Raw genomic sequence first — 21,039 nt, forward strand, 5'->3', positions numbered from 1 at the left:
CGGCCCAGGCGCTGGACGCCTTCATGCTCTCGACCGCGCCGGCGGCGGCCCGCGCCCTTCTGGCGGATGCTCTGGGTGCAGCGGGCGACTACCGCGCCGTCGAACCCCTGATGCGCAACGCGGCTGCGCCTGAGCTCGAACTCCGGATCGCCTCCATCCGCGCGCTGGGCGTGCTCGGCCATCCCGCAGCCGCGCCGGCGATGATGACCGCGCTGGAAGACGAGATCTGGGAAGTCCGGTCCGCCGCATGCGAGGCCGCCGGACGCATCGGCCTGCTCGAGGCCGCGCCCCTGCTGGTCCAGGCCCTGGCCGATCCCGCCTGGTGGGTGCGGTTCCGGGCCGGCGAGGCACTGACCATGCTGGGCGACAAGGGCGTCGCCAGCCTGCGGATCGCCGCCCGAGCCGATCAGGACCTCATGCGGCGCGCCGCCTCGCTGGTTCTGGCGGAACGCGGCCTCTCGGAGGCGACGTCGTGACCCACGAGATCGCCGTCCTGATGGTCGGTTTCGCCCGCTCCATCGCCCTGTTCGTCATCGGAACGGGGGTGGCCCAGAACCTCATCTATATGTTCCAGCTGTTGCTGGCGGCCCGGGCGCTGGCGACCCGTCCCCCGATTCCCCAGCCCGCGGTCCTGTGGCGACGCTATGCGGAAGCCTCGCCCCCGATCGCCTTGCTGGCGCCCGCCTACAACGAGGCGATGACGATCGTTCAGAGCGTGCGCTCCCTGCTGTCGCTCCGCTATCCCAGCTTCGAGGTGATCGTCATCAACGACGGGTCGAAGGACGCCACCCTGCAGGTGCTGATCGACGCGTATGAGCTGAAGCTCGTCCAACGGCACTATGATCAGGCGCTGGACCATCAGCCGATCCGGGGCGTCTACGCGGCGACGCACCAGCCTCGCCTGATCGTGGTGGACAAGGAAAACGGCGGCAAGGCGGACGCCCTGAACGCCGGGATCAACGTGTCCCGGGCGCCCATCTTCTGCTCGATGGACGCCGACTCCCTGCTGGAGCCTGACGCCCTGCTGCGCGCCGTCCGTCCCTTTGTGGAGGACCCGGAGCGTACGGTCGCCGTCGGCGGCACCGTCCGGATCGCGAACGGCTGCGTCATTCGCGACGGGCGAGTTCTGGAGGTGCGCCCGCCCCGCAACCTGCTGGCCCTGCTGCAGACGGTGGAATACCTGCGCGCCTTCCTGATGGCCCGGCTCGCCTGGAGCCGGATCAACACTCTGACCATCATCTCCGGCGCCTTCGGCCTGTTCCGGCGGGCGCGCGTAATCGAGGCGGGCGGCTATACCCACGGGACGGTCGGCGAGGACATGGAGTTGGTGGTCAAGCTGCACCGGCTGATGCGCAACCAGGGCCGCCCGTACCGGGTGGCCTTCGTGCCGGAGCCTGTCTGCTGGACCGAGGCGCCCGAGGACTTGAGGGTGCTGGGCCGTCAACGCGCCCGCTGGCATCGCGGCGCGCTGGAAACCTTCGAGCGGCACTGGGATGTGATGTTCCGACCCCGTTACGGCCGACTGGGGCCCGTCGGCTTCGGCTACATCTTCCTCGTGGATGTGCTGGGCCCGATCGTCGAGATGCTGGGCTACATTTTGATTCCGGCCTTCTGGGTGCTGGGCCTGCTGTCGCTCGAGTACCTGCTGGCCTTCCTGGCGGTCAGCTTCACCTTCGGCGTGGTGCTTTCGGTCGGCGCGCTGGCGCTCGAGGAATCCGAGTTGCGCAGGTTCCCGCGCGCCCGGGACCTCCTGCTGCTGACCGGCATCGCGGTGCTTGAGAATTTCGGCTACCGCCAGCTGAACAACCTCTGGCGCCTGCGCGGCGTCTGGCAGTACCTGCGCCGTAGCCAATCGTGGGGAACGATGACCCGCCGGGGCTTCAGCCCTCCGGTGTGACCAGCGCCGCCTCCATGGTCCGGATCAGGTGATGGATTTCGTCGCATGACGGTGTCCCGCCCGCGGCGAACGCGTCGTCCGCCGCGCCGGCGGCCAGACTGATCTCCGGAAAGCCGAAGGTGCCCGCCGCGCCCGACAAGCTGTGCATCAGACTGCGTAGCGCTTCAGCGCCGAGGTCATCGCGCGCCAGCAGGTCCTCAAGCCGCACCACATCACCGGCGCAACGCTCCAGAAAGCGCGCCCGCAAGGCCGCGAGGACGTCCGTCATCGCCGGGCCGCGAGAATGGCCCGCACGTCTTTGGCCAGGGTCATCGGATCGAACGGCTTGATGATGACGTCGAGCGCTCCAAGCGCCCGGTAGTGATCAACCTCACCTGACTGCGCCCGCGCGGTCATGAAGATGACCGGGGTCTGCACATGCTCGGGCCGCTCCCGCAGACGCCCCAGCGTGCCGGGCCCGTCGAGGTGAGGCATCATCACGTCCAGCAGGATGACGTCCGGGCGCAGGCCGCCGTCCAGAACCGACAGCGCCGCCTGTCCGGAGGCCGCCGAGGTCAGGCTTATGCCCGGGTCCAGCTCCAGCGCGAACGCCGCCACCTCGCGGATGTCGTCCTCGTCGTCGACATGAAGAACGGTCAGTGCGGTGCTCATGAGCGGCCTCCGGAACTACGGGTCAGGCGACGAACTGTCCGCGCCAGCTGGGTCAGGGACATCCGAGACTTGGTCAGCACCGCCTGAACCGCCGGCGCCGCCTGACGGTCCGTATCCTGCGCGGAATAGATGACCACGGGGATGGTTCGCCCCTCCTCATCTGTCAGTTCCGGCAGCAGGTCCAGACCATGCCCGTCCGGCAGCCCCAGATCGAGGATCACGAGGTCCGGACGGCGGTCCTGCAGGGCCTCACGCGCCTCGGCGAGGCTCTCGACGCCGCGAACCTCGACTGAGGTCAGGGCCTGTCGCGTCACCTCCAGAATGTCGCGATCATCGTCCACATGCAGCACGACCGGCTTGGCGTCCGCCCGGGCGAGGGCCTGCACCGCCAGGCGCAGACGCGATGGATCGACCGGCTTCTCCATCCAGTCCGCCACCTCGAGCGACCGTCCCCTCACCTTGCCGCGGGCGACGTCGCCGGACACCACGATCACGGGCATGGCGCGCGTGTCCTCGCCGGCCTTCAGAGCCCGGATCAGACTGACGCCGTCCGCGTCCGGCAGATGAAGGTCGACCAGCCCCAGCGCATAGCGCCCGGCCCGGGCCATGGTCAGGGCCTCGCGGGCGGTGGCGGCGACGTCGGCGTCATAACCCTCCTGCGCCATCATCTCGGCAAGGATCCTGGCGGCGTCCGGATCGTCCTCGCAGATCAGGATGCGGCCCACGCCCCGGCTGCTGGCCTGTTCAGGCAGATCGAGCGGGAGGTCCAGATGGAAGGTGGCGCCGTCTCCCTCGGCGGACTCGAACCACAGCCGTCCGCCGTGGCGTTCGGCGATCTCACGGGCGATGGCGAGGCCCAGCCCCGTCCCGCCCTTGGCCCGGGTGTCCGTCGAGTCCGCTTGAGCGAACTTGCCGAAGATGCGCGAGCGGAAGGCCTCCGGAATGCCTGGACCGTGGTCGGTGACGCTGAGGCGTGCGATCCGGGCCTCGGGATTGACAGTCACCGCGACTTCCCCGCCCGCGGGCGAGAATTTCGCCGCGTTGGACAGCAGGTTGGTCACCACCTGGATCAGCCGGTCCGCATCGCCCCGCACCGGGGCCGGATCACCCTCGCCGAGACTCAGCGAGACGCCGAGCTGATCCGCGTAACCCCGAACGACGTCGATCGACCGCGCGGCGATCTCCCTCAGGTCGAGCGGCGACATGGCCAAGATCAGCTTGCCGGACTCCAGCTTCTCGACATCCAGGATGTCGTTGATCAGCCGCACCAGCCGCTGGCTGTTGGAATGGGCGATGCCGATCAGGCGCGCGGCCTTGTCCGGAAGCTCCCCCCCGGCTCCACCGGCCAGCAGGCCCAGCGACCCGGCGATGGAGGTCAGCGGCGTCCGGAGTTCGTGACTGACCGTCGAGACGAAGGCGTCCTTCATCTCGGCCACCCGCCGCCGCTCGGTGATGTCGCGCACCACCGCCACAACATGTCGCCCGGTCGGCAGGTCCATGGCGGCGAGCGCCACATCGGCTGCGAAGGTCTGCCCGTCCCGCCGCTTGCCGTTCAGCTCCCGCAGCAGACCGTCGGCCAAGGCGCCCTGGCTGGCGCCCAGACGGTCCAGGAACGAGCCTTCGCCGTTATTCGCCAGATCGATCAGGACGCCAACGTCGCGCCGGACCAGGTCTTCCGCGCGCCAGCCGAACATCCGTTCGGCCGCCGGATTGAGCGTCTCGATGCTGCCGCTGGGGTTCAGGGTGATGATGGCGTCGAAGGCGCTGTCCAGGGTGGCGGCATGCCGCGCCGCGGCCGCCTCCAGGCGTTCCAGCAGTGCGCCGCGCGTGGCCAGATAGCGCCAGACCAGAAACGCCGCGCCCGCTGCTGTCAGCACCAGCGCGAGGAACAGGGCCACCACCAGGATTTCGGTTCGCGCCGTGCGGCCTTGGGCCCTGTCGGACAGCTGGGCCAGATGGTTGGCCTCGTATCGGGTCATGTGATCCACCACCCGGCGGATATCGTCCATGGCGGCCTTGCCCTCGCCGGTCGAGACCTGCGCGGAGGCGGCCGCGGCGTCACCGCCTTGCCGCAGGCTGATCGAGCGTTGCATGATCTGCCGCTTCCGGGCGATCTGGCGTGACAGGTTCCGATAGTTCCCGGTCTGCTCGGCATTGCCTTCGTAGAGGCCGCCCAGCGCCGTCATCTGGCTATCAACACGATCCAGCGCGTGATCGTAGGGTTCGAGGAAACTGGCGTTGCCGGTGATGATGTACCCCCGCTGGCCGGTCTCCGCGTCCTGCATCAGCGAGAACACCGACTGAATCTGGAGGCGGGTATCGTAGGACCGCTGCACCGCCGCCCGCAAGGCCCCGGCGCTGGCGAACTCTCGCCTGAGCTCTACCCCGGTCAACACCAGCAGAACGCCGAAAATGGCGGCCGCAAGGGAGACCACCAGCTGGTATCGCCGTTTTTCGGATTGACGCGCGACGGGAGTCATCGGTTAAACCGCAAAGGCAGATACATCCGCAGGTTGACCATGAAAGTGTGTGTCATCGAGGACGATCCCCTGATGCTGGGCCATCTGGAGGATATGCTGAAGCGCATGGGTTACCAGGTCATGACCGGCGGTTCGGTCGATGAGGGTCTGGAAATCGTGCGGACCTGGGAGCCCGACGCGGTCGTTGTCGACATCCTGATGCCCGATCGCGACGGCCTGAACTTCATCCTCGAGACCCGGCATCTGAGGGACATCATGCGGGTGGTCGCCATCACCGGCGGCGGCCGGCTGGGCCCCGGCCCGATCCTGCAGATGGCCTCCGGCCTGGGGGCCCACGCCACCCTGACCAAGCCGATCACCGAGGATGCGTTGAAGGCGGCTCTATTATTAGCCTGAGACGTGGCTTGATCCTTCATCTTCCGAGCCGGGGGGCCAGTCTTTCCGAACCGCCACCCTCAATCAGCAAGAGGCTCACTGGGTTTGGTTCGGATGCAGCCGGAAAGCGGACAGGTGGAAGGTCAACCAAGAGTCAGACCCGCTCATTGGCGACTGATCTACAACTGACCCAGAAGCGGACGTCGCCAAAGACTGCGTTGAGCCCGAAGCGGCCACGACGGCTTCCGATTGCCGGGCAGCCCGGAGTTATGAGGCGGCCCCGAGACCGCGGGGCGGGCCCATGAGTCCAGTTATCTTTGACGGAGTCTAACTAGTTGTGACGTCAGACAAAAATGGTGACTGGAGGCGGGATCGAACCGCCGACCTGTGGGTTATGAATCCACCGCTCTAACCATCTGAGCTACCCAGTCCCGGGCCCTGCGCGCGGCCGAGGCCAGCGCGAAAGAGGCGTGCCTATATCGCCGTCGGGCGCGCGGTTCAAGTCGTCTCGGACCAGAACCTGCGGCGATAGAGCGCAAGACGGTCTGAGCCAGGAACGGTAACGCTGGCCTCGCCGTTTCGTAACGACTGCCTACAGCTCAGCCGGAGCTCTCCATTCATGCGCCTGATCGTCGCCGCCGCCTCGACATCCCTGCTCGTTCTCGCCGCCGCCTGTGGCGCAAATAGCGAGAGCGCCGGCGCCGCGCCTCAGGCCGGGGCCCCGCTGGAAACGCGTCCGGCGAACAATCCCGATCAGCAACCGGCCTTCGCCGGCCAGACCCGCGCGCCGGGCGTCAAGACCGAACAGGCCATGACCCACACGGTGGTCGCCTCGGGCCTTGTCCACCCCTGGGGTCTGGCGGCCCTGCCCGACGGCCGCTGGCTGGTCACCGAAAAGCCGGGTCGTCTGCGCATCATCACCGTCCAGGGCCAGGTCGGCGAACCGGTCGCGGGCTTGCCCGCCATCGACGCGCGCGGTCAAGGCGGCCTGCTGGATGTGATCGTCGGGCCGAGCTTTGCGCAGGATCGCATGATCTATTGGAGCTATGCCGAACCGCGGGAAGGCGGCAACGCCACCTCGGTCGCGCGCGGTCGACTGTTGGACGACGGATCGCGCGTCGAGAATGTTCAGGTCATCTTCCGCGCCCTGCCCGTCTATGACGGCGACAAGCATTTCGGGTCGTCCCTGGCCTTCGCGCCGGACGGCAAGTTGTTCATCACACTGGGCGAGCGCTCGGACAAGCCCATGCGGCCCCAGGCGCAGGATCTAGGCTCGCACATGGGCAAGACCATCCGCATCAACGCCGACGGCACGGTCCCGCAAGACAATCCCTTCGTTGGCCGCGCCGGAGCCCTGCCGGAAATCTGGAGCCTGGGACACCGCAACGTCCAGGGCGTTGCCGTTCAGCCGGGAACGGGCGCCATCTGGACCATCGAACATGGCACGCGCGGCGGCGACGAGGTCAATCTGGACAAGGCCGGCGCCAACTACGGCTGGCCGGATGCGGCCTACGGCGTCGAATATGCGGGCGGTCAGATCAACAGCGGCGCGACGCAAAAGGATGGCACCGAACAGCCCGTCTATTACTGGGATCCGGTGATCGCACCCGGCGGCGCGACCTTCTATCAGGGCGCCATGTTCCCCGGCTGGGACGGCAACCTCCTGGTCGCGGGCCTGAAGGAAAAACATATTGCGCGTCTGGTCATCCAGAATGACCGGGTGGTGGGCGAGGAACGCCTGCTGACAGACTTGGGCGAGCGCATCCGCGACGTGGCGGTCGGCGCCGACGGGTCGGTCTGGGCCATCACCGACGAGCAGAACGGCAAGCTGGTCAGGCTGTCGGCGACGCAGTAGTCTTCGAGGGCCGGGGGGCTATGCGGAGCGGTTGACGCTCCAAAGGGAGCAGCGAACCATGCGTATCCTCATCCTTTCCGCCGCCATTGTCCTGCCGCTGCTTTCGGGCTGCGGCACGATGGGCGCGACCAATAGCTATCAGCAGGAGCTGAACGCCCTGGAGGCCGCCTGCACGCGTGACCAAGGCATTTTGACGCCGACTGGCGTTCAGACCGGCCGTCCGCAGACCGAATACGCCTGCAAGATCACTGGCGGCGCCACCCGTATTCCACCTCGCTGACAGCGGGCGCTCGGCCGGCGTTCCCACGCTCTCATACCTTCAGTCCGTCAAAGCATCCGCCGCAACCGGTCGCGATCACGCGGCTTATTACTTGACGTTGACGTAAACGTAGGGTTCTTGGCGTCCACGCTTGGAACCGCCTTGTCCGTCGTGCCGCGACCTGCCGCACGTTGAGGATGGGCCCAAAGATGGAGACGCACTTCCATGGCTGACGCCTATATCTACGACGCCGTCCGCACGCCGCGCGGCAAGGGCAAGAAGGACGGCTCGCTGCACGAGATCACCGGCCTCAGCCTGGCGACCCAGGTGCTGGAAGCCCTGCGCGACCGCAACGACCTGGACACCTCCAAGGTCGATGACGTCATCCTGGGCTGCGTCACGCCCGTGGGCGAACTCGGCGCCGACATCGCGCGCACGGCCGTACTCTCGGCCGGCTGGTCGCAATATACGGCGGGCGTCCAGATCAACCGCTTCTGCGCCTCGGGCCTGGAAGCCGTGAACATGGCGACGGCCAAGGTGAAGTCCGGCGAGGCCGACTTCGCCGTCGGGGGCGGCGTCGAGGTCATGAGCCGCGTGCCCATGGGTTCGGATATGGGCGCCTGGCCGACCGACCCCTCTTCGGCCTTCTCGACCTATTTCGTGCCGCAAGGCGTGTCGGCGGACATGATCGCTACCAAATACGGCTTCAGCCGCGACGACGTGGACGCCTATTCGGTCGAAAGCCACAAGCGCGCCGCCAAGGCCTGGGCCGAGGGCCGGTTCAAGAACTCGGTGATCGGCGTCAAGGACCAGCTGGGCCTGACCATCCTGGATCATGACGAGACGATCCGTCCGAACACGGACATGCAGGCGCTCGGCAGCCTGAACCCCTCCTTCGCCATGATGGGCGAAATGGCCTTCGACGGCGTGATCAACCAGCGCTATCCCGAGGTCGAGCGCGTCAATCACGTCCACACTCCGGGCAACTCGTCCGGCATCGTCGATGGTTCGGCCGGCGTGCTGATCGGTTCGCTGGAAGCCGGCCAGGCCCTGGGCCTGAAGCCGCGCGCCAAGATCCTGGGCGGCGCCTCGATCGGCTCGGAGCCGTCGATCATGCTGACCGGCCCGGAATATGTGACCCGCAAGCTGCTGAATAAGCTGGGCATGACGCCCGACGACATCGACCTGTGGGAGCTGAACGAGGCCTTCGCGGCCGTCGTCCTGCGCTACATGCAGGCGCTAGACATCGACCACGCCAAGATGAACGTGAACGGCGGCGGCATCTCGATGGGCCACCCGCTCGGCGCCACCGGCGCCATGATAACCGGCATCGCGCTTGACGAGCTGGAGCGCTCGAACAAGTCGACCGCCCTGGTCACCCTGTGCATCGGCGGCGGCATGGGCACCGCCACCGTCATCGAACGCGTCTGATCCAGGAGCAAATGGATATGGAAAACTTCAAGATCGACGTCGACGCCGACGGCATCGCCCTGGTCACCTTCGACGTTCCGGGCCGTTCGATGAACACCCTGACCTCTTCGGTGATGAAGGAAATCCCCGAGCTGGTCGAACGCATCAAGACCGACGACGCCATCAAGGGCGCCGTCATCACCTCGGGCAAGGCCTCGGGCTTCTGCGCCGGCGCGGACCTGGGCGACATGGCCGGCGGCGTGCTGTCGGGCGGCGGCGACCTGCAAAAGGCGTTCGACGCCGGCTGGAAGCTGAACGGCGCCTTCCGTGCGCTGGAAACCTCGGGCAAGCCGATCGCGGCCGCGATCAACGGCCTCGCTTTGGGCGGCGGGCTGGAGTTCACCCTGGCCGCTCACTACCGGGTGGTCGAGAATGACAACAAGATCCAGCTGGGCCTGCCCGAGATCAAGGTCGGCCTGTTCCCCGGCGGCGGCGGCACCCAGCGCCTGACCCGCCTGGTCGGCGTCCAGAACGCCATGATGGCGATGAGCGAGGGCAAGTCCTTCCGCCCGAACGACGCCAAGGGCGCCGGCATCGTCCATGAAGTTGTCGAAAAGGGCCAGTCGGTCGAGGCCGCCAAGGCATGGATCAAGAACGGCGGCAAGGCCGTCCAGCCTTGGGACGAGAAGTCGTTCAAACTGCCCGGCGGCGGCCCCTATCACCCGGCCGGCATTCAGAACTTCATGGTCGGCAACGCCATGCTGCGTAAGCAGTCCTACGGCAACTATCCGGCCGTCGTGAACCTGATGAAGGCCGTTTACGAAGGCGCCCAGGTGCCGATGGATGCGGCTCTGCGCATCGAGACCCGCTACTTCATCAAGACCCTGATGACGCCGCAGGCGCAGGCCATGATCCGTTCGCTATTCCTGTCCAAGCAGGAGCTGGACAAGGGCGCCGTTCGCCCGGCCGGCGTGCCCAAGTCCGATCCGAAGAAGGTCACGGTCATCGGCGCCGGCATGATGGGCGCGGGCATCGCCTATGTGCAGGCGCTGGCCGGCATTGAAACCATCTTGATCGACCAGACGCAGGAAGCCGCCGACAAGGGCAAGGCCCACGTTGAGGAACTGCTGAAGAAGCGCCTGTCGCGCGGTCAGCTGACGCAGGAGAAGTATGACGCCCTGCTTGGTTCGGTCACGGCGACGACGGACTATGAGCTGATCAAGGGTTCCGATCTGGTCGTCGAGGCCGTGTTCGAGAACCGGGAGATCAAGGCGGATGTGACCAAGCGCGCCGAGGCGCAACTGGCTGACGGCGCTGTGTTCGGCTCCAACACCTCGACCCTGCCGATCACCGGCCTGGCCGAGGCTTCGGTGCGGCCTGAGGACTTCATCGGCATCCACTTCTTCTCGCCCGTCGACAAGATGATGCTGGTCGAGATCATCCTGGGTGAAAAGACGGGTCAGGCCGCCATCGCCAAGGCGCTGGACTATGTGCTGAAGATCAAGAAGACGCCGATCGTCGTTAACGACAGCCGCGGTTTCTACACCTCGCGCTGCTTCTCCACCTTCCTGATGGAGGGCATGGCGATGCTGGAAGAGGGCTACGGCCCGGCCCTGATCGACAATGTCGGTCGCATGACCGGCATGCCGCGCGGCCCGCTGGAGATGCACGACGACGTCGCCCTAGACCTGTCCTACAAGATCGCCAAACAGACGGCGCTGGATCTGGGCGACAAATACGTCCCGTCGGAAGGCGCCGACATCGTCGCCAAGATGGTCGAGGGCGGGCGTTTCGGTCGCAAGAACGGCAAGGGCTTCTACGATTACGATCAGAAGCCCAAGACGATCTGGAAGGGATTGGGCGAACTGGCCCCGACTACCAAGGGTATCGATCAGCCGGAAGAGGCGACCGCCTTCGCTCAGATCGACGAGCTGAAGACACGTCTGCTGTATCGCCAGGCCGTCGAAGTGGCGCGTTGCTGGGAAGAAGGCGTCATCGACGATCCGCGCGAAGCCGATCTGGGCGCCATCTTGGGCTGGGGCTTCGCGCCCTGGACCGGCGGTCCGATCAGCATGATCGACGGCATCGGCCTGGCCAAATTCGTCGAAACCGCAGACCGCCTGGCCGCGACCTACGGCGACCGGTTCAAGGTCCCGCAGTTGTTGCGCGACATGGCGGCGAAGAACGAAACCTTCTACGGCAAGTTCACCCCGGAGAAGGCCGCCGCCTGATCAGCAGGCGACATCGGTAAAACGACGAACGGGCGGCCTTCGGGTCGCCCGTTTTCGTTTGGCCGCACCTTTCTTTAGTCATTCCGGGCGCGCAGCGCAGACCCGGAATGACGACTGGGGAAGATGCTGCACCATAAAAAAGACCCGCCCGACACGAGGTCGAGCGGGTCGCTCCGCCGCCCTTCGCGGGGTCGGTGGCGGGTCGCTAGGGCGACGGAGTAGCGGTGAAAAGACCGGATCGAGAGCTGGACCAACTTTGACAGTCCGCCCAGCCTCGGATGCTGGCGTCAGCCTTCCAGGTCCTGGCCCTCGTCCGGCTCGGGCGTGCCCAGCAGTTCGTCGGCGATCTTGTTGGTCGAGGCGCGCACGGCCTTTTCGATCGAGGCCGCGATGTCCGGATTCTGCTTCAGGAACTCGCGCACATTCTCGCGGCCCTGACCGATCCGGGTGGAGTCATAGCTGAACCAGCTGCCCGACTTCTCGATGATGCCGGCCTTGACGCCCAGGTCGATGACCTCGCCCAGTTTGGAAATACCCTCGCCATACATGATGTCGAAGATGACCTCGCGGAACGGCGGGGCGACCTTGTTCTTGACCACCTTGACCCGGGTGGTGTTGCCGACCACCTCGTCGCGGTTCTTGATCGCGCCGGTGCGGCGGATGTCCAGACGCACCGAGGCGTAGAACTTCAGCGCATTGCCGCCCGTCGTCGTCTCGGGCGAGCCGTACATGACGCCGATCTTGTGACGGATCTGGTTGATGAACAGCACAATGCATTTCGATTTGGAGATCGAGGCCGTCAACTTGCGCAGCGCTTGGCTCATCAGGCGCGCCTGAAGGCCCGGCAGGCTGTCGCCCATCTCGCCCTCGATCTCGGCGCGCGGCGTCAGGGCCGCGACGGAGTCGACGACCACAATGTCCACGGCGCCCGACCGAACCAGCGTATCCACGATCTCCAGCGCCTGCTCGCCAGTGTCCGGCTGCGACACCAGAAGATCATCCAGATTGACGCCCAGCTTCTGGGCGTAGACCGGGTCCAGCGCATGTTCGGCGTCGACGAAGGCGGCGACCCCGCCCTTCTTCTGCACTTCCGCGACGGTGTGCAGAGCCAGGGTCGTCTTGCCCGAGGATTCTGGGCCGAACACCTCGATAACCCGCCCGACCGGCAGACCGCCGATGCCCAGCGCCATGTCCAGGCCCAGCGAGCCGGTCGAGACGCTGTCGATCTCGGCGACCACGCCCGCCTTGCCCAGTTTCATTACCGAGCCCTTGCCGAAGGCGCGATCGATCTGCGCGATCGCCGCCTCCAGGGCGCGTTGCTTGTCGCCGTCGTCCTTGCCCACCAATTTGAGTGCCGCCTGTGAAGCCATTGCCTTCGTCTCCCTTGCCATGATTCCCGTCATTCAGCTTGGGAGAGACCCGCCTGGACCCGCCCCCGTTTCGTGAGGCGGACTATGTGCATGGTTTGTTCTGGTTCACAAGATGTTCTCATTGATCAAAACGAGGACAGCCAAATCCTACGACCGTTTTTGACGCCGTCTAAAGCGGAAGGCGCAGGCTGAAGCTCGCGCCCTCGGGGTCGTAAGTCATGACCGCCGAGCCGTGCAGCGAGCGATTGATGGTCGAGTCGATTAGGACCGAGCCGAAGCCCTTGCGCTGAGGCGGCGATACGGCTGGGCCACCGCTTTCGACCCAATCCAGCAGCAGATGGCCGTTAGCGACCGACCAGTCGATCCGCACACAGCCCGAGGCGTTCGACAGGGCGCCGTATTTGGCGGCGTTCACCGCCAGTTCGTGAAAGACCATCCCCATGCCCAGAGTCTGTTGCGCGTTCAGATCGACGGCCGGACCGGTCAGCCGGACCTGTTCCTCGGCATAGGGGGCCAGTTCCTGAGCCAGCATGGCGCGCAGATCGACATGCTCCCAGTTCGCGGCCGTCAGCAGGTTCTGCGTGTTGGACAGGGCCACCAGCCGCGCCTCGAACAGGGCGGTGAAGGTGGCGACATCCGGCGTGCGCCGCGCCGTCTGGTGGGCGATGGACTGCACCGTGGCCAGGGTGTTCTTCACCCGGTGATTCAGTTCGTTGATCAGCAGTCGCTGCAAGCGTTCGCTGTCGGCCAGGGCGGCGAAGGCCTCACGGCGATCGGTGATGTCGGTGATGACGCCCGACATCTTGATCGGCCGGCCCGAACGACTGCGGATCAGGCGTCCTCGCAGATGGATCCACCGGCCAGAGGCCGGCAGACGCCATTCCTGGTCGTATTCGCCCTCGCCCGCCAGGGCCCGCTCCAGCGCCTGACGATGCAACGGCAGATCCTCGGGCGACAGACGGTCGCCGACTTCGCTTGGGCCAAGGCGGCACGACGGATCGATGGACAGGATTTCGCGCGCGCGGTGCGACATCATCGTCGTCTTCATCGGCAGGGTTGCTTCCCAGAAGCCGACGCCGCCCGCGTCCACGGCCGCCAGGACATTGGCGCGCTGATCCACGATCGAGGCGCCCAGCGCAAGAAACAGCAGTGTCACCGCCCCGGTCGTCACCGCGACAGCCAATACCACCGGCGACGCCCCGCCCTCCACCGGCCCTGCGTCGGCGATCGGGGTCAGGATCAGGGCCGCCATGCCGACATGGTGCATGGAGACGATGGCCAGACCCAGGATCACGGCGGCGACCGCGCGCCAGGCCAGGCCCCGCTCCTGACGGGCCGCGATCAGGGCCGCGTAGGCGGCGGCGACAGCGACGACCACCGACAGGGCGACCAGCACGGGCTGGTAACTCAGGACGGCGTTCATCCGCATCGCCGCCATCCCGACATAGTGCATGGCGACGATCGAGCCGCCCATCAGCAGGGCCGCCGGCGCCAGCCGCAGGGGGCTGGCCTGCGCCGTCCCCGCCGTCACGAAGGCCGCGGACGTGCCGGCCGTCGCCAGCAGGAACGACACCAGCGTCAGGCCGGGATCATAGAAGACGGGGCCTTCGACCTCGAACCCCAGCATGGCGATGAAATGCATCGACCAGATGCTGACGCCCAGCGCCAGGGCGGCGACGCCCAGCCAACGCAACCGCGTCGCGCCGATCTGGTCGCGGGTTCGATTGAACAGATCCAAAGCCGTCCACGCGCCCAGGATCGCTATCGCCAATGACAGGACGGTGAACGGATTGACGTGAAGATGGTGCAAGCGTGCGAGGCCCCCAGAAACAGCAGCGATAGCCTTAGCCGGGTTTCACAGCCCCGACGACAACGAAACGCACCCGCCTTACGCGATCAGTCTCGCCGCCACGGCGATTCCGCAGGCGAGCGACAGACTGGCGGCGGCGAAGATCGGCAAGGCGCGACCCGTGCCGGGCGTCAGCGGGCGGACCAGCATCGCGATCATCAGGGCGATCGGCCCCACCGCGCCCGGCATGTCCATGCCGACCCCCAGGAAGACGCCGTGCCCCTGAACCAGCAACCACCCGCCGACCACCGCCGTCGTTACGACGGCGGGTGCGAGGGATGCCCACGAGCCGAAGCGGGCGCCGATCACCGCCGTCGACGCGGCGGCCAGGGCGGCGATCAGACCAGGCCACAGCAGCAGGAAGGCGGCTTCCGGCGCCACCGCCTGCACCCCGCCGCCCAGGATCAGGACCAAGATGATCAGCCCCAGCCAGCCGCCCCAGACGGCGTCTGCGTCCTGCGGCCCCGGCCGCGTTAGGCTGAGCGCCAGCGCAATCACCGTCGCCCCCACGACCGGCAGGCTGAAACCGCCCAGCGCCACTGCAATCGCGAATGCGGCCAGTATCACTCCAGATGCGCTCCATCGGCCCATCAGGCGTCGCCCTGCGGTCAGCATCAGAATCAGGCCGAGCATGGAAAGGGCCACGGCAATTTCCAGAAACGGCAGGCGACGCAGCAAGGTGTAATAGAGGTCGGCCGAATCCACGCGACGGCCGATCGGCCCGGCCAGGACGCGCACCGCCTGTCCCACCACCACCGCGCTGGCCAACAGCCACAGACCATCCGCCGCGCCCCGCACGACCGACATGGCTCTCAAACCCGTCGCATGGCGCGCGCCCCAGGCAGCGAAGGCCGTCGCCAGGACTCCCACAGTCAACAGCAGCCAGCCGATCGCCGACGAATGCTGCACGACGAACAGGCCAAAGACGTCGGCATAGACGGCGTTCTGCGTCGCCTGTGGCAGGGTCGGCGCCCGCAAAAGATCATCGGCCATTTCCAACACCTGGGAGCCGATATGCTGCACGCTGCCCTGATCCAGCGCCTGTGGTGTCGAGGACGGAGAATGGTACTGCGCCGGACGACCGATGAAGGCCAGATTGATCCCCGTCAGCTTGCGATCCGCCGCCACAGTGAAGTCCGTGCCATTGGGCATCAGCCGATAGACGAAGATGGCCAGGGCGTTGCTGGACGGCCCGCCCGTCGCCCTTTGGGTCGCCTGGGCATAGCGGGCGATGGTCTGGGCGTTGCCGGGTCCGGTCTCGAACATCATGGCGCGCCCGCCGCCGCCTCTCGCCTCCAGATTGATCACCGCGCCGATGTCGTCGCGCAGCGGATGCTCGCTGAAAAAGGCCCGCGCCCCGTCCAGATTCAGCTCCTCGGCGTCGGTAAACAGGACCACCATCGTCCGCTCGGCCCCGCCCCGCGCCTTGATCGCGCGCACGGCTTCCAGAATGGCGGCCACGCCGGTCGCATCGTCGGCGGCGCCGGGTGAGTTCGGCACGCTGTCGTAGTGGGCCATCAGGGCGACCGCGGGCAGGCCGGGGTCACGCCCCGGCAGGACCCCGACAATATTGACCGCCTGAACGCCGCCCGCTTTTCCGCCCTCCCGCTCTATTCGCGAGACGGCGGCGGGCGACAGGGCGCCGGTCTGCAGGCTGGGCTGAAGCCCCAGCGCCGTCAGCCTTTGGACGAGATAGGTCTGAACCTGCCGATGTTCAGCAGAACCGACGGGATGCGGCGCTCGTGCGATCCGGTTCACGTCCATCATGGCGCGCGCGGCCGAGAACTGAACCGCAGGCGTCGAAGCGGGCAGGGGTTTGGGCGTCTGCGCGGTCAGCACCGCCAAACCGAGGGCCGCCACAAGGGACGCCAGAAACAACACCCACCGCATATCCAATCCCCCGGATCGCTCTGTCCCGCAATCAGCCCCGAACCACGGCTTTGCGCAAGGCGTCCGATCAGCGCCGCACGATGTTCCGCGCCGTCAGATTGCCCGTGGCCCCGTCGCCGTCGTCCGCGCTTGACCCGAACGGCCAGCCGCGATCGTCGCCGCAGTAGCGTCGCCCGCCCTCACGCGACCCGATCACCACCGCGCGCGGCCGCAACCAGCCCGCGCCGGTGAACAGATTGTCCGTAATCTGATTATAGGACGGCGTCTGGTGGCGGATCACGCCGTCCTCGCCGCAGTTGCGGTACAGAAATACCCCGCCGTTGCCGTGCAGCGCCAGCCGGTTGCCGACGATGCGATTGGCGCCAGACCCGTCCACCGCAATCAGCTCGCGCCCGGTGCGAATGTCGAAATCGTTGTCCTGGATCAGCGCGCCTGCGCTCTCGGCGTCCAGATAGACGGCGGTGGAGGTCGAACGGCCCACAAAGAGGGATTGCGTCACCGTGGTGCGCGTGACCCCGGGGCCGACATACAGGGGAATGGTCCCCACGCCCTCGAACCGAACCCGGTCCAGGGTGACCCGGATCGGCGCGGCGGACTGGGCCGCTTGCGTGTGTCCGGCGGTGCGTGACGAGGCCAGCAGGTCGCGCATCGATCCGCCCGCCCCCATGCCCCAGATCCGCACATTGCCGACGACGGTGCAGTTTCGGATCGTCACATCGACCGGCCGCGACCACCGATCGCCCTCGCGGCGGGACCAGACGGCGATGGTCGGGGCGGCGGTCGTCGCCGGGCCCGGCGCGCGGATGGTCCCACCGCCGCAATCCAGCGACGCTCCTGAACCTTCCGCGCCCTCGATCAGCACGCGGCGGCGGATGTCGACGCCCGACAGGTCGGCTTGGCACGTCAGGCGATAGGGCTGCGTCGACGGTGTCGTCAGCGCCGCAACCTCTTGCGGCGTGCACCGCTGGTCGGCCGGAGCCTGGAAGGTCAGCAGGGCCAGAGCCAGCACCGCCGTCATATCAGGACAGAAGGATCGCCAGGGCCGCGCGCTCGGCCGCGCAGCCGGGATTGGTCAGGCCGCTGCGACGCGCAGCCGCCAGCTCGGCCCGCGCCGCCGCCATGTCCGCCTGGAAGGCCGGGGTGTCGACGGCCCTGGCCGCCACATCCCGCCCGATCTGTTCGCCGACCGCGACATCGGTGGGATAGTGCATAGCGCACACCAGGCGGCTGACTCCGATCTCCTGGCCGATCCGGCGCATGGCCTCCGCGCGGTCCGGCTCCAGAGCCGCAAAGGCCTCGCCATAGGCCGTTGCGACCGCCGCGCTGCCGGACGGATAGGAGGCGCTGCGTCTCGCCACCGGCGTCAGGGTCTGGCAGGCGCGCCGACTGGGATCGTCGCCGACCGGCCGCAGCCGCGCCTGGCGCGCCTTGACGCGTTCGGCCGCACTGTTCGCATCATGGAAGATCCGCGCCATCACCCGGTCCAGCACCGGCGTCTCGGCCGACCCCAGCCGCACGCCCAAGGCGCAGTCGAAATGCTGCAAGGCCAGTGGCGGACGCAGCTCGGCATGGGCGGTCGCCAGCAGCCAACGGTCGCCGTCCTCCAGCGCTGCAAGACGCGCCGAAGCCGCCTTGTCCGCCAGATCCGCGACGGACCCCAGGGCTGGCGTCGGCGGGACCGCATCCGTCAGTTGGGCGATCGTTTCATCGCTTAGGAAGCCCGCCGTCGGCATCGCGCCGTCCGGCTTGGGCGCCCCTGCGCACCCCATGGCCAGCAGCATCGCCGTCGCCGCGCCCAGGGCGGCGACCCGCTTCACTGACCGGCGCTCCAGCCCAGCTGGACCGAAGTCTCGCCGGACTCGGTCGGCGTGGCGACGACCTGCAGGGAGGCGCCGTTTGTGGCGTCCGCCGCCGCGCCATAGGCGCGTGTGTCGCCCTGGTTCATTCCGGCGACGGACCGCAGGCCCGCCTTCTCGGCCCGCTCGCGATAGAAGACGACGACATCGTCCGGCGAAGCGGTAGTGGTGAAGGTGACCAGACCGCCCGGCCCAGCCTCGCCGCCAGCGGCCACCGGCTGTCCGTCCACCTGTGCGCCGGGATAGAGGACCGCAAAGGACGGCGCGCCGTCGGCGGCGGAGGGCGTAGCCCCCCCTACGACGGCGGGCGCTTCAGCTGTTGAAGGCGTCGCATTAGGGACGGCTGGCGCCGACGCTTCAGGCGCAGCCTTGTCCTCGACCGGTTGGGCCGAGCGATCACATCCTGCAAGGCAAAACAGAACCACGACGGCGGAGGCCGCCAAGCGAAGCGTCATCGAGAGATCGTCCTTGGACCGAGAGGGTCAGAGCGCCACCGTGGCGCATGGTTGCGGCGGCGACAAGGCGCCCGCTCAGTCTGCGGCGTCGTCCTGGTCCGCCGCGCCCTTATCGGCCGAGCCTTCCTTCGCCAGCCGGTCGTTAATCTCGGCGGAATCGGGGTCGTCATCCGTGCCTGCAGCCGAACCGCCGCGCAGAGAACCTGCGCGCGTGTCCGATCCCGAATCGCTGCCGTCTAGCGCGTCGATCAGCGTATCGGCCTTATGACCCAGATCTGGCTTTTCGCCCATGTCGGCGGCCTCGCGGGCGTCGTCACAATCCACTTCGGGCTTGGTGGGATCGGTGTCGGTCATGACGCAGTCTCCGTTCGTCGAGATGAGGTTAAAGCGCCTGATCCGGGTGCGGTTCCAGACCCTTGCCCTTGAACCCCGAGGGACAGACCCGATCTAGGCGTCATGATCCCGTTCTCAGTTCTCGACCTCTCCCCCATCGTCGAAGGCGGCGACGCCCGACGCGGCCTGGATGAAACCCTGGCCCTGGCCCAGGCCGCGGATCGGCTCGGCTATGAGCGGTTCTGGCTGGCCGAACATCACAATATGCCCGGCATCGCCAGCGCCGCGACCGCCATCGTGATCGGCCATGTCGCTGCGGGGACCGAGCGCATTCGCGTCGGCTCCGGCGGCGTCATGCTGCCCAACCATGCGCCCCTGGTCGTCGCCGAACAATTCGGCACGCTGGAAACCCTGTTCCCCGGGCGCATCGACCTCGGCCTGGGCCGCGCGCCCGGCACGGACGGCGCCACCGCCCGTGCGCTGCGGCGCTATTTCGAAGGCGCAGACCAGTTTCCGCGCGATGTGGTCGAGCTGATCCACTGGTTCGAGCCGGCGTCTGAGAACCAGCCCGTCCGCGCCGTGCCCGGCGCGGGCCTTCGCGTGCCGATCTGGCTCTTGGGCTCCAGCCTGTTCAGCGCCCAGCTCGCAGGCCAGCTCGGCCTGCCCTACGCCTTCGCCAGCCACTTCGCGCCCGAACTGCTGCTGGAGGCCCTGGCCCTGTATCGCCGCGAGTTCGTGCCCTCGGACCGCCTGGCCAAGCCCCACGCCATGGCCGCGATCAACGTCTTCGCCGCCGACACGGACGCCGAGGGCGTACGCCTGTCCACCTCTATGCAGCAGAGCTTCGCTCGCCTCTCGACCGGCAAGCCGGGCAAGCTGCCCCCGCCGGTCGACGACATCACCACAATCCTGACGCCGCAGCAGATCGCCGGCGCCAAGGGCCGGCTGCTCTATTCCGCCATCGGCGGCCCGGAGACCGTCAAGCGCCAGCTGACCGACTTCATCGCCCTGACCGGCGTGGACGAACTGATGGTCACCGGCATGATGTTCGACAACACCGCCCGCATCCGCAGCCTGGAGATCGTGGCCGAGGTCCGTGATCAAATGGCGACGAAACAGGCGGCCTAGAGGCGTTTCAGGAAATCCAGCAGCAGGCGGTTGATCTCATCCGCCCGCTCCTGCTGGATCCAGTGACCCGCGCCCGGCACGACGACCGAGCGGATCAGGTTCGGCGCCCAGTCCTTCAGGCCCGCCTCGTGCCCGCCTGCGTAGTGGCGCACCGGGTCGTCCTCGCCGACGATGAACAGGGCGGGCGGGGTGATCTTTTGGTCCTGCACGAATGCCGTCAGCGACCAGTTCAGATCCATCGCCCGATACCAGTTCAGCGGCCCTTCGAACCCGCCCACCGAAAAGGCCTGCACATATTCGTCGAAATGCGCCTCGCTCATCCATGGCGGCAGGGTGGCGTCGTCGGCGATGGTGTCGAGCAGGGCCACGCCTTCGGGCATAAAGCCGGTCGATCTGCGCTTGGGCGGCGTCGCGCCGTCATAGGCGTAGAACAGTTTCCTCAGCGCCATCGCCGGATCGGCGTCCAGCGCCCGGTGCGCGTCGGGCGCCTGAAATCGGCTGATGTAGAGATCGCCCCGCCCGGCCCGCTTCGAAATGGCGGCCATGGCGGCGGTGGGCGGCCCCTTTGGTCGCCGCGGCTGGAACGGCACCGACAGGCCCGCAACCGCCGAGAACAAGTCGGGCCGCAACAGGGCGCAATGCCAGGCCACCGGCGCGCCCCAGTCATGCCCGACGACAATACAGGACTCCTTGCCCAGCGCGCGGACCAGATCGACCATGTCCCCGACCAGATGCAGGATGGAATAGGCCTCCGACGCCGACGGCCTGTCCGTCCCGCCATAGCCCCGCATGTCCGGGGCGACGACGTGATAGCCCGCTTGCGAGATCGCCTGGACCTGGGCGCGCCAGCTGACCCCCAGTTCGGGGAAACCGTGGATCAGCAGGACCAGCGGCGCGTTGTCATCCTCGAACCCGGCCTCCAGAACCTGTTGGACCAGACCGTCGGTCTTGATATGCCGGGTTCGCATCGCTTCCTCCGACGGCGTCTTCGCCGCTCATT

The 21,039-nt window shown here is 67.3% G+C and carries 19 protein-coding genes and 1 tRNA gene; 8 read left to right on the forward strand and 12 right to left on the reverse strand.

The window, feature by feature from the left end; translation table 11 throughout:
• A partial coding sequence (locus B3T77_RS14090; protein WP_292080450.1) for a HEAT repeat domain-containing protein occupies positions 1-476 on the forward strand: 476 nt, incomplete at its 5' end.
• Between the two features lie 20 nt (positions 477-496).
• Complete coding sequence (locus tag B3T77_RS14095; RefSeq protein WP_292080452.1) at positions 497-1,897, forward strand: glycosyltransferase family 2 protein; 1,401 nt, start codon at positions 497-499, stop codon at positions 1,895-1,897.
• On the opposite strand, the gene B3T77_RS14100 is transcribed toward B3T77_RS14095, so the two are convergent.
• The 3 genes from B3T77_RS14100 to B3T77_RS14110 are packed head-to-tail and all read right to left on the reverse strand — an operon-like array spanning position 1,881 to position 5,028.
• The gene (locus B3T77_RS14100) at positions 1,881-2,165 is read right to left on the reverse strand and encodes an Hpt domain-containing protein (RefSeq protein WP_292080454.1); all 285 of its coding nucleotides are present in this window, start codon (positions 2,163-2,165) and stop codon (positions 1,881-1,883) included. The genes B3T77_RS14095 and B3T77_RS14100 overlap by 17 nt on opposite strands.
• Positions 2,162-2,548, reverse strand: coding sequence for a response regulator (locus B3T77_RS14105; protein ID WP_292080456.1), 387 nt, complete (start codon positions 2,546-2,548; stop codon positions 2,162-2,164). Before B3T77_RS14105 ends, B3T77_RS14100 begins: the two co-directional genes overlap by 4 nt.
• Positions 2,545-5,028, reverse strand: coding sequence for a CHASE3 domain-containing protein (locus B3T77_RS14110; RefSeq protein ID WP_292080458.1), 2,484 nt, complete (start codon positions 5,026-5,028; stop codon positions 2,545-2,547). The genes B3T77_RS14105 and B3T77_RS14110 overlap by 4 nt, the downstream gene beginning before the upstream one ends.
• A 39-nt stretch (positions 5,029-5,067) precedes the next feature.
• Here B3T77_RS14110 and B3T77_RS14115 point away from each other — a divergent pair, with 39 nt between their 5' ends.
• Positions 5,068-5,424 carry a response regulator gene (locus B3T77_RS14115; protein ID WP_292080460.1) on the forward strand — a complete coding sequence of 119 codons (357 nt, stop codon included), beginning with the start codon at positions 5,068-5,070 and terminating at the stop codon, positions 5,422-5,424.
• A 333-nt stretch (positions 5,425-5,757) separates the two neighbouring features.
• Here B3T77_RS14115 and B3T77_RS14120 read toward each other — a convergent pair.
• A tRNA-Met gene (locus B3T77_RS14120) sits at positions 5,758-5,834 on the reverse strand.
• A 188-nt stretch (positions 5,835-6,022) separates the two neighbouring features.
• On the opposite strand from B3T77_RS14120, the gene B3T77_RS14125 reads away from it, so the two are divergent.
• The 4 genes from B3T77_RS14125 to B3T77_RS14140 all read left to right on the forward strand — a co-directional run bounded on the left by B3T77_RS14125 (position 6,023) and on the right by B3T77_RS14140 (position 11,158).
• On the forward strand, positions 6,023-7,258 hold the full coding sequence (locus tag B3T77_RS14125) for a PQQ-dependent sugar dehydrogenase (protein WP_292080463.1): 1,236 nt from the start codon (positions 6,023-6,025) through the stop codon (positions 7,256-7,258).
• Between the two features lie 58 nt (positions 7,259-7,316).
• Entirely contained in the window at positions 7,317-7,538 is a 222-nt protein-coding gene (locus B3T77_RS14130) for a hypothetical protein (protein WP_055807382.1), read from the forward strand.
• 204 nt (positions 7,539-7,742) lie between these two features.
• Positions 7,743-8,948, forward strand: a complete 1,206-nt coding sequence (locus B3T77_RS14135) for an acetyl-CoA C-acetyltransferase (protein ID WP_292080465.1) — start codon at positions 7,743-7,745, stop codon at positions 8,946-8,948.
• 17 nt (positions 8,949-8,965) lie between these two features.
• Positions 8,966-11,158, forward strand: a complete 2,193-nt coding sequence (locus B3T77_RS14140) for a 3-hydroxyacyl-CoA dehydrogenase NAD-binding domain-containing protein (protein ID WP_292080506.1) — start codon at positions 8,966-8,968, stop codon at positions 11,156-11,158.
• 287 nt (positions 11,159-11,445) lie between these two features.
• On the opposite strand, the gene recA is transcribed toward B3T77_RS14140, so the two are convergent.
• The 7 genes from recA to B3T77_RS14175 all read right to left on the reverse strand — a co-directional run bounded on the left by recA (position 11,446) and on the right by B3T77_RS14175 (position 18,932).
• On the reverse strand, positions 11,446-12,528 hold the full coding sequence (gene recA, locus B3T77_RS14145) for a recombinase RecA (protein WP_055807377.1): 1,083 nt from the start codon (positions 12,526-12,528) through the stop codon (positions 11,446-11,448).
• A 169-nt stretch (positions 12,529-12,697) separates the two neighbouring features.
• Positions 12,698-14,338, reverse strand: coding sequence for an MHYT domain-containing protein (locus B3T77_RS14150; RefSeq protein WP_292080466.1), 1,641 nt, complete (start codon positions 14,336-14,338; stop codon positions 12,698-12,700).
• 78 nt (positions 14,339-14,416) lie between these two features.
• Complete coding sequence (locus B3T77_RS14155) at positions 14,417-16,267, reverse strand: M20/M25/M40 family metallo-hydrolase (RefSeq protein ID WP_292080507.1); 1,851 nt, start codon at positions 16,265-16,267, stop codon at positions 14,417-14,419.
• A 67-nt stretch (positions 16,268-16,334) separates the two neighbouring features.
• Positions 16,335-17,285, reverse strand: coding sequence for a right-handed parallel beta-helix repeat-containing protein (locus B3T77_RS14160; RefSeq protein WP_292080468.1), 951 nt, complete (start codon positions 17,283-17,285; stop codon positions 16,335-16,337).
• 1 nt (position 17,286) lies between these two features.
• On the reverse strand, positions 17,287-18,084 hold the full coding sequence (locus B3T77_RS14165; RefSeq protein ID WP_292080470.1) for a PA-phosphatase: 798 nt from the start codon (positions 18,082-18,084) through the stop codon (positions 17,287-17,289).
• A complete protein-coding gene (locus B3T77_RS14170; protein ID WP_292080472.1) occupies positions 18,081-18,578 on the reverse strand; it encodes a hypothetical protein in 498 nt (165 codons plus the stop codon). The genes B3T77_RS14165 and B3T77_RS14170 overlap by 4 nt, the downstream gene beginning before the upstream one ends.
• 75 nt (positions 18,579-18,653) lie before the next feature.
• A complete protein-coding gene (locus B3T77_RS14175) occupies positions 18,654-18,932 on the reverse strand; it encodes a ribonuclease (protein WP_292080475.1) in 279 nt (92 codons plus the stop codon).
• A 102-nt stretch (positions 18,933-19,034) separates the two neighbouring features.
• Here B3T77_RS14175 and B3T77_RS14180 point away from each other — a divergent pair, with 102 nt between their 5' ends.
• Positions 19,035-20,039 carry an LLM class flavin-dependent oxidoreductase gene (locus B3T77_RS14180; protein ID WP_292080477.1) on the forward strand — a complete coding sequence of 335 codons (1,005 nt, stop codon included), beginning with the start codon at positions 19,035-19,037 and terminating at the stop codon, positions 20,037-20,039.
• On the opposite strand, the gene B3T77_RS14185 is transcribed toward B3T77_RS14180, so the two are convergent.
• Positions 20,036-21,007, reverse strand: a complete 972-nt coding sequence (locus tag B3T77_RS14185; RefSeq protein ID WP_292080479.1) for an alpha/beta fold hydrolase — start codon at positions 21,005-21,007, stop codon at positions 20,036-20,038. The genes B3T77_RS14180 and B3T77_RS14185 overlap by 4 nt on opposite strands.
• Positions 21,008-21,039 lie beyond the last annotated feature (32 nt).

The organism is Brevundimonas sp. UBA7838, from assembly GCF_002500885.1.
Taxonomy (GTDB): Bacteria; Pseudomonadota; Alphaproteobacteria; order Caulobacterales; family Caulobacteraceae; genus Brevundimonas; species Brevundimonas vesicularis_C.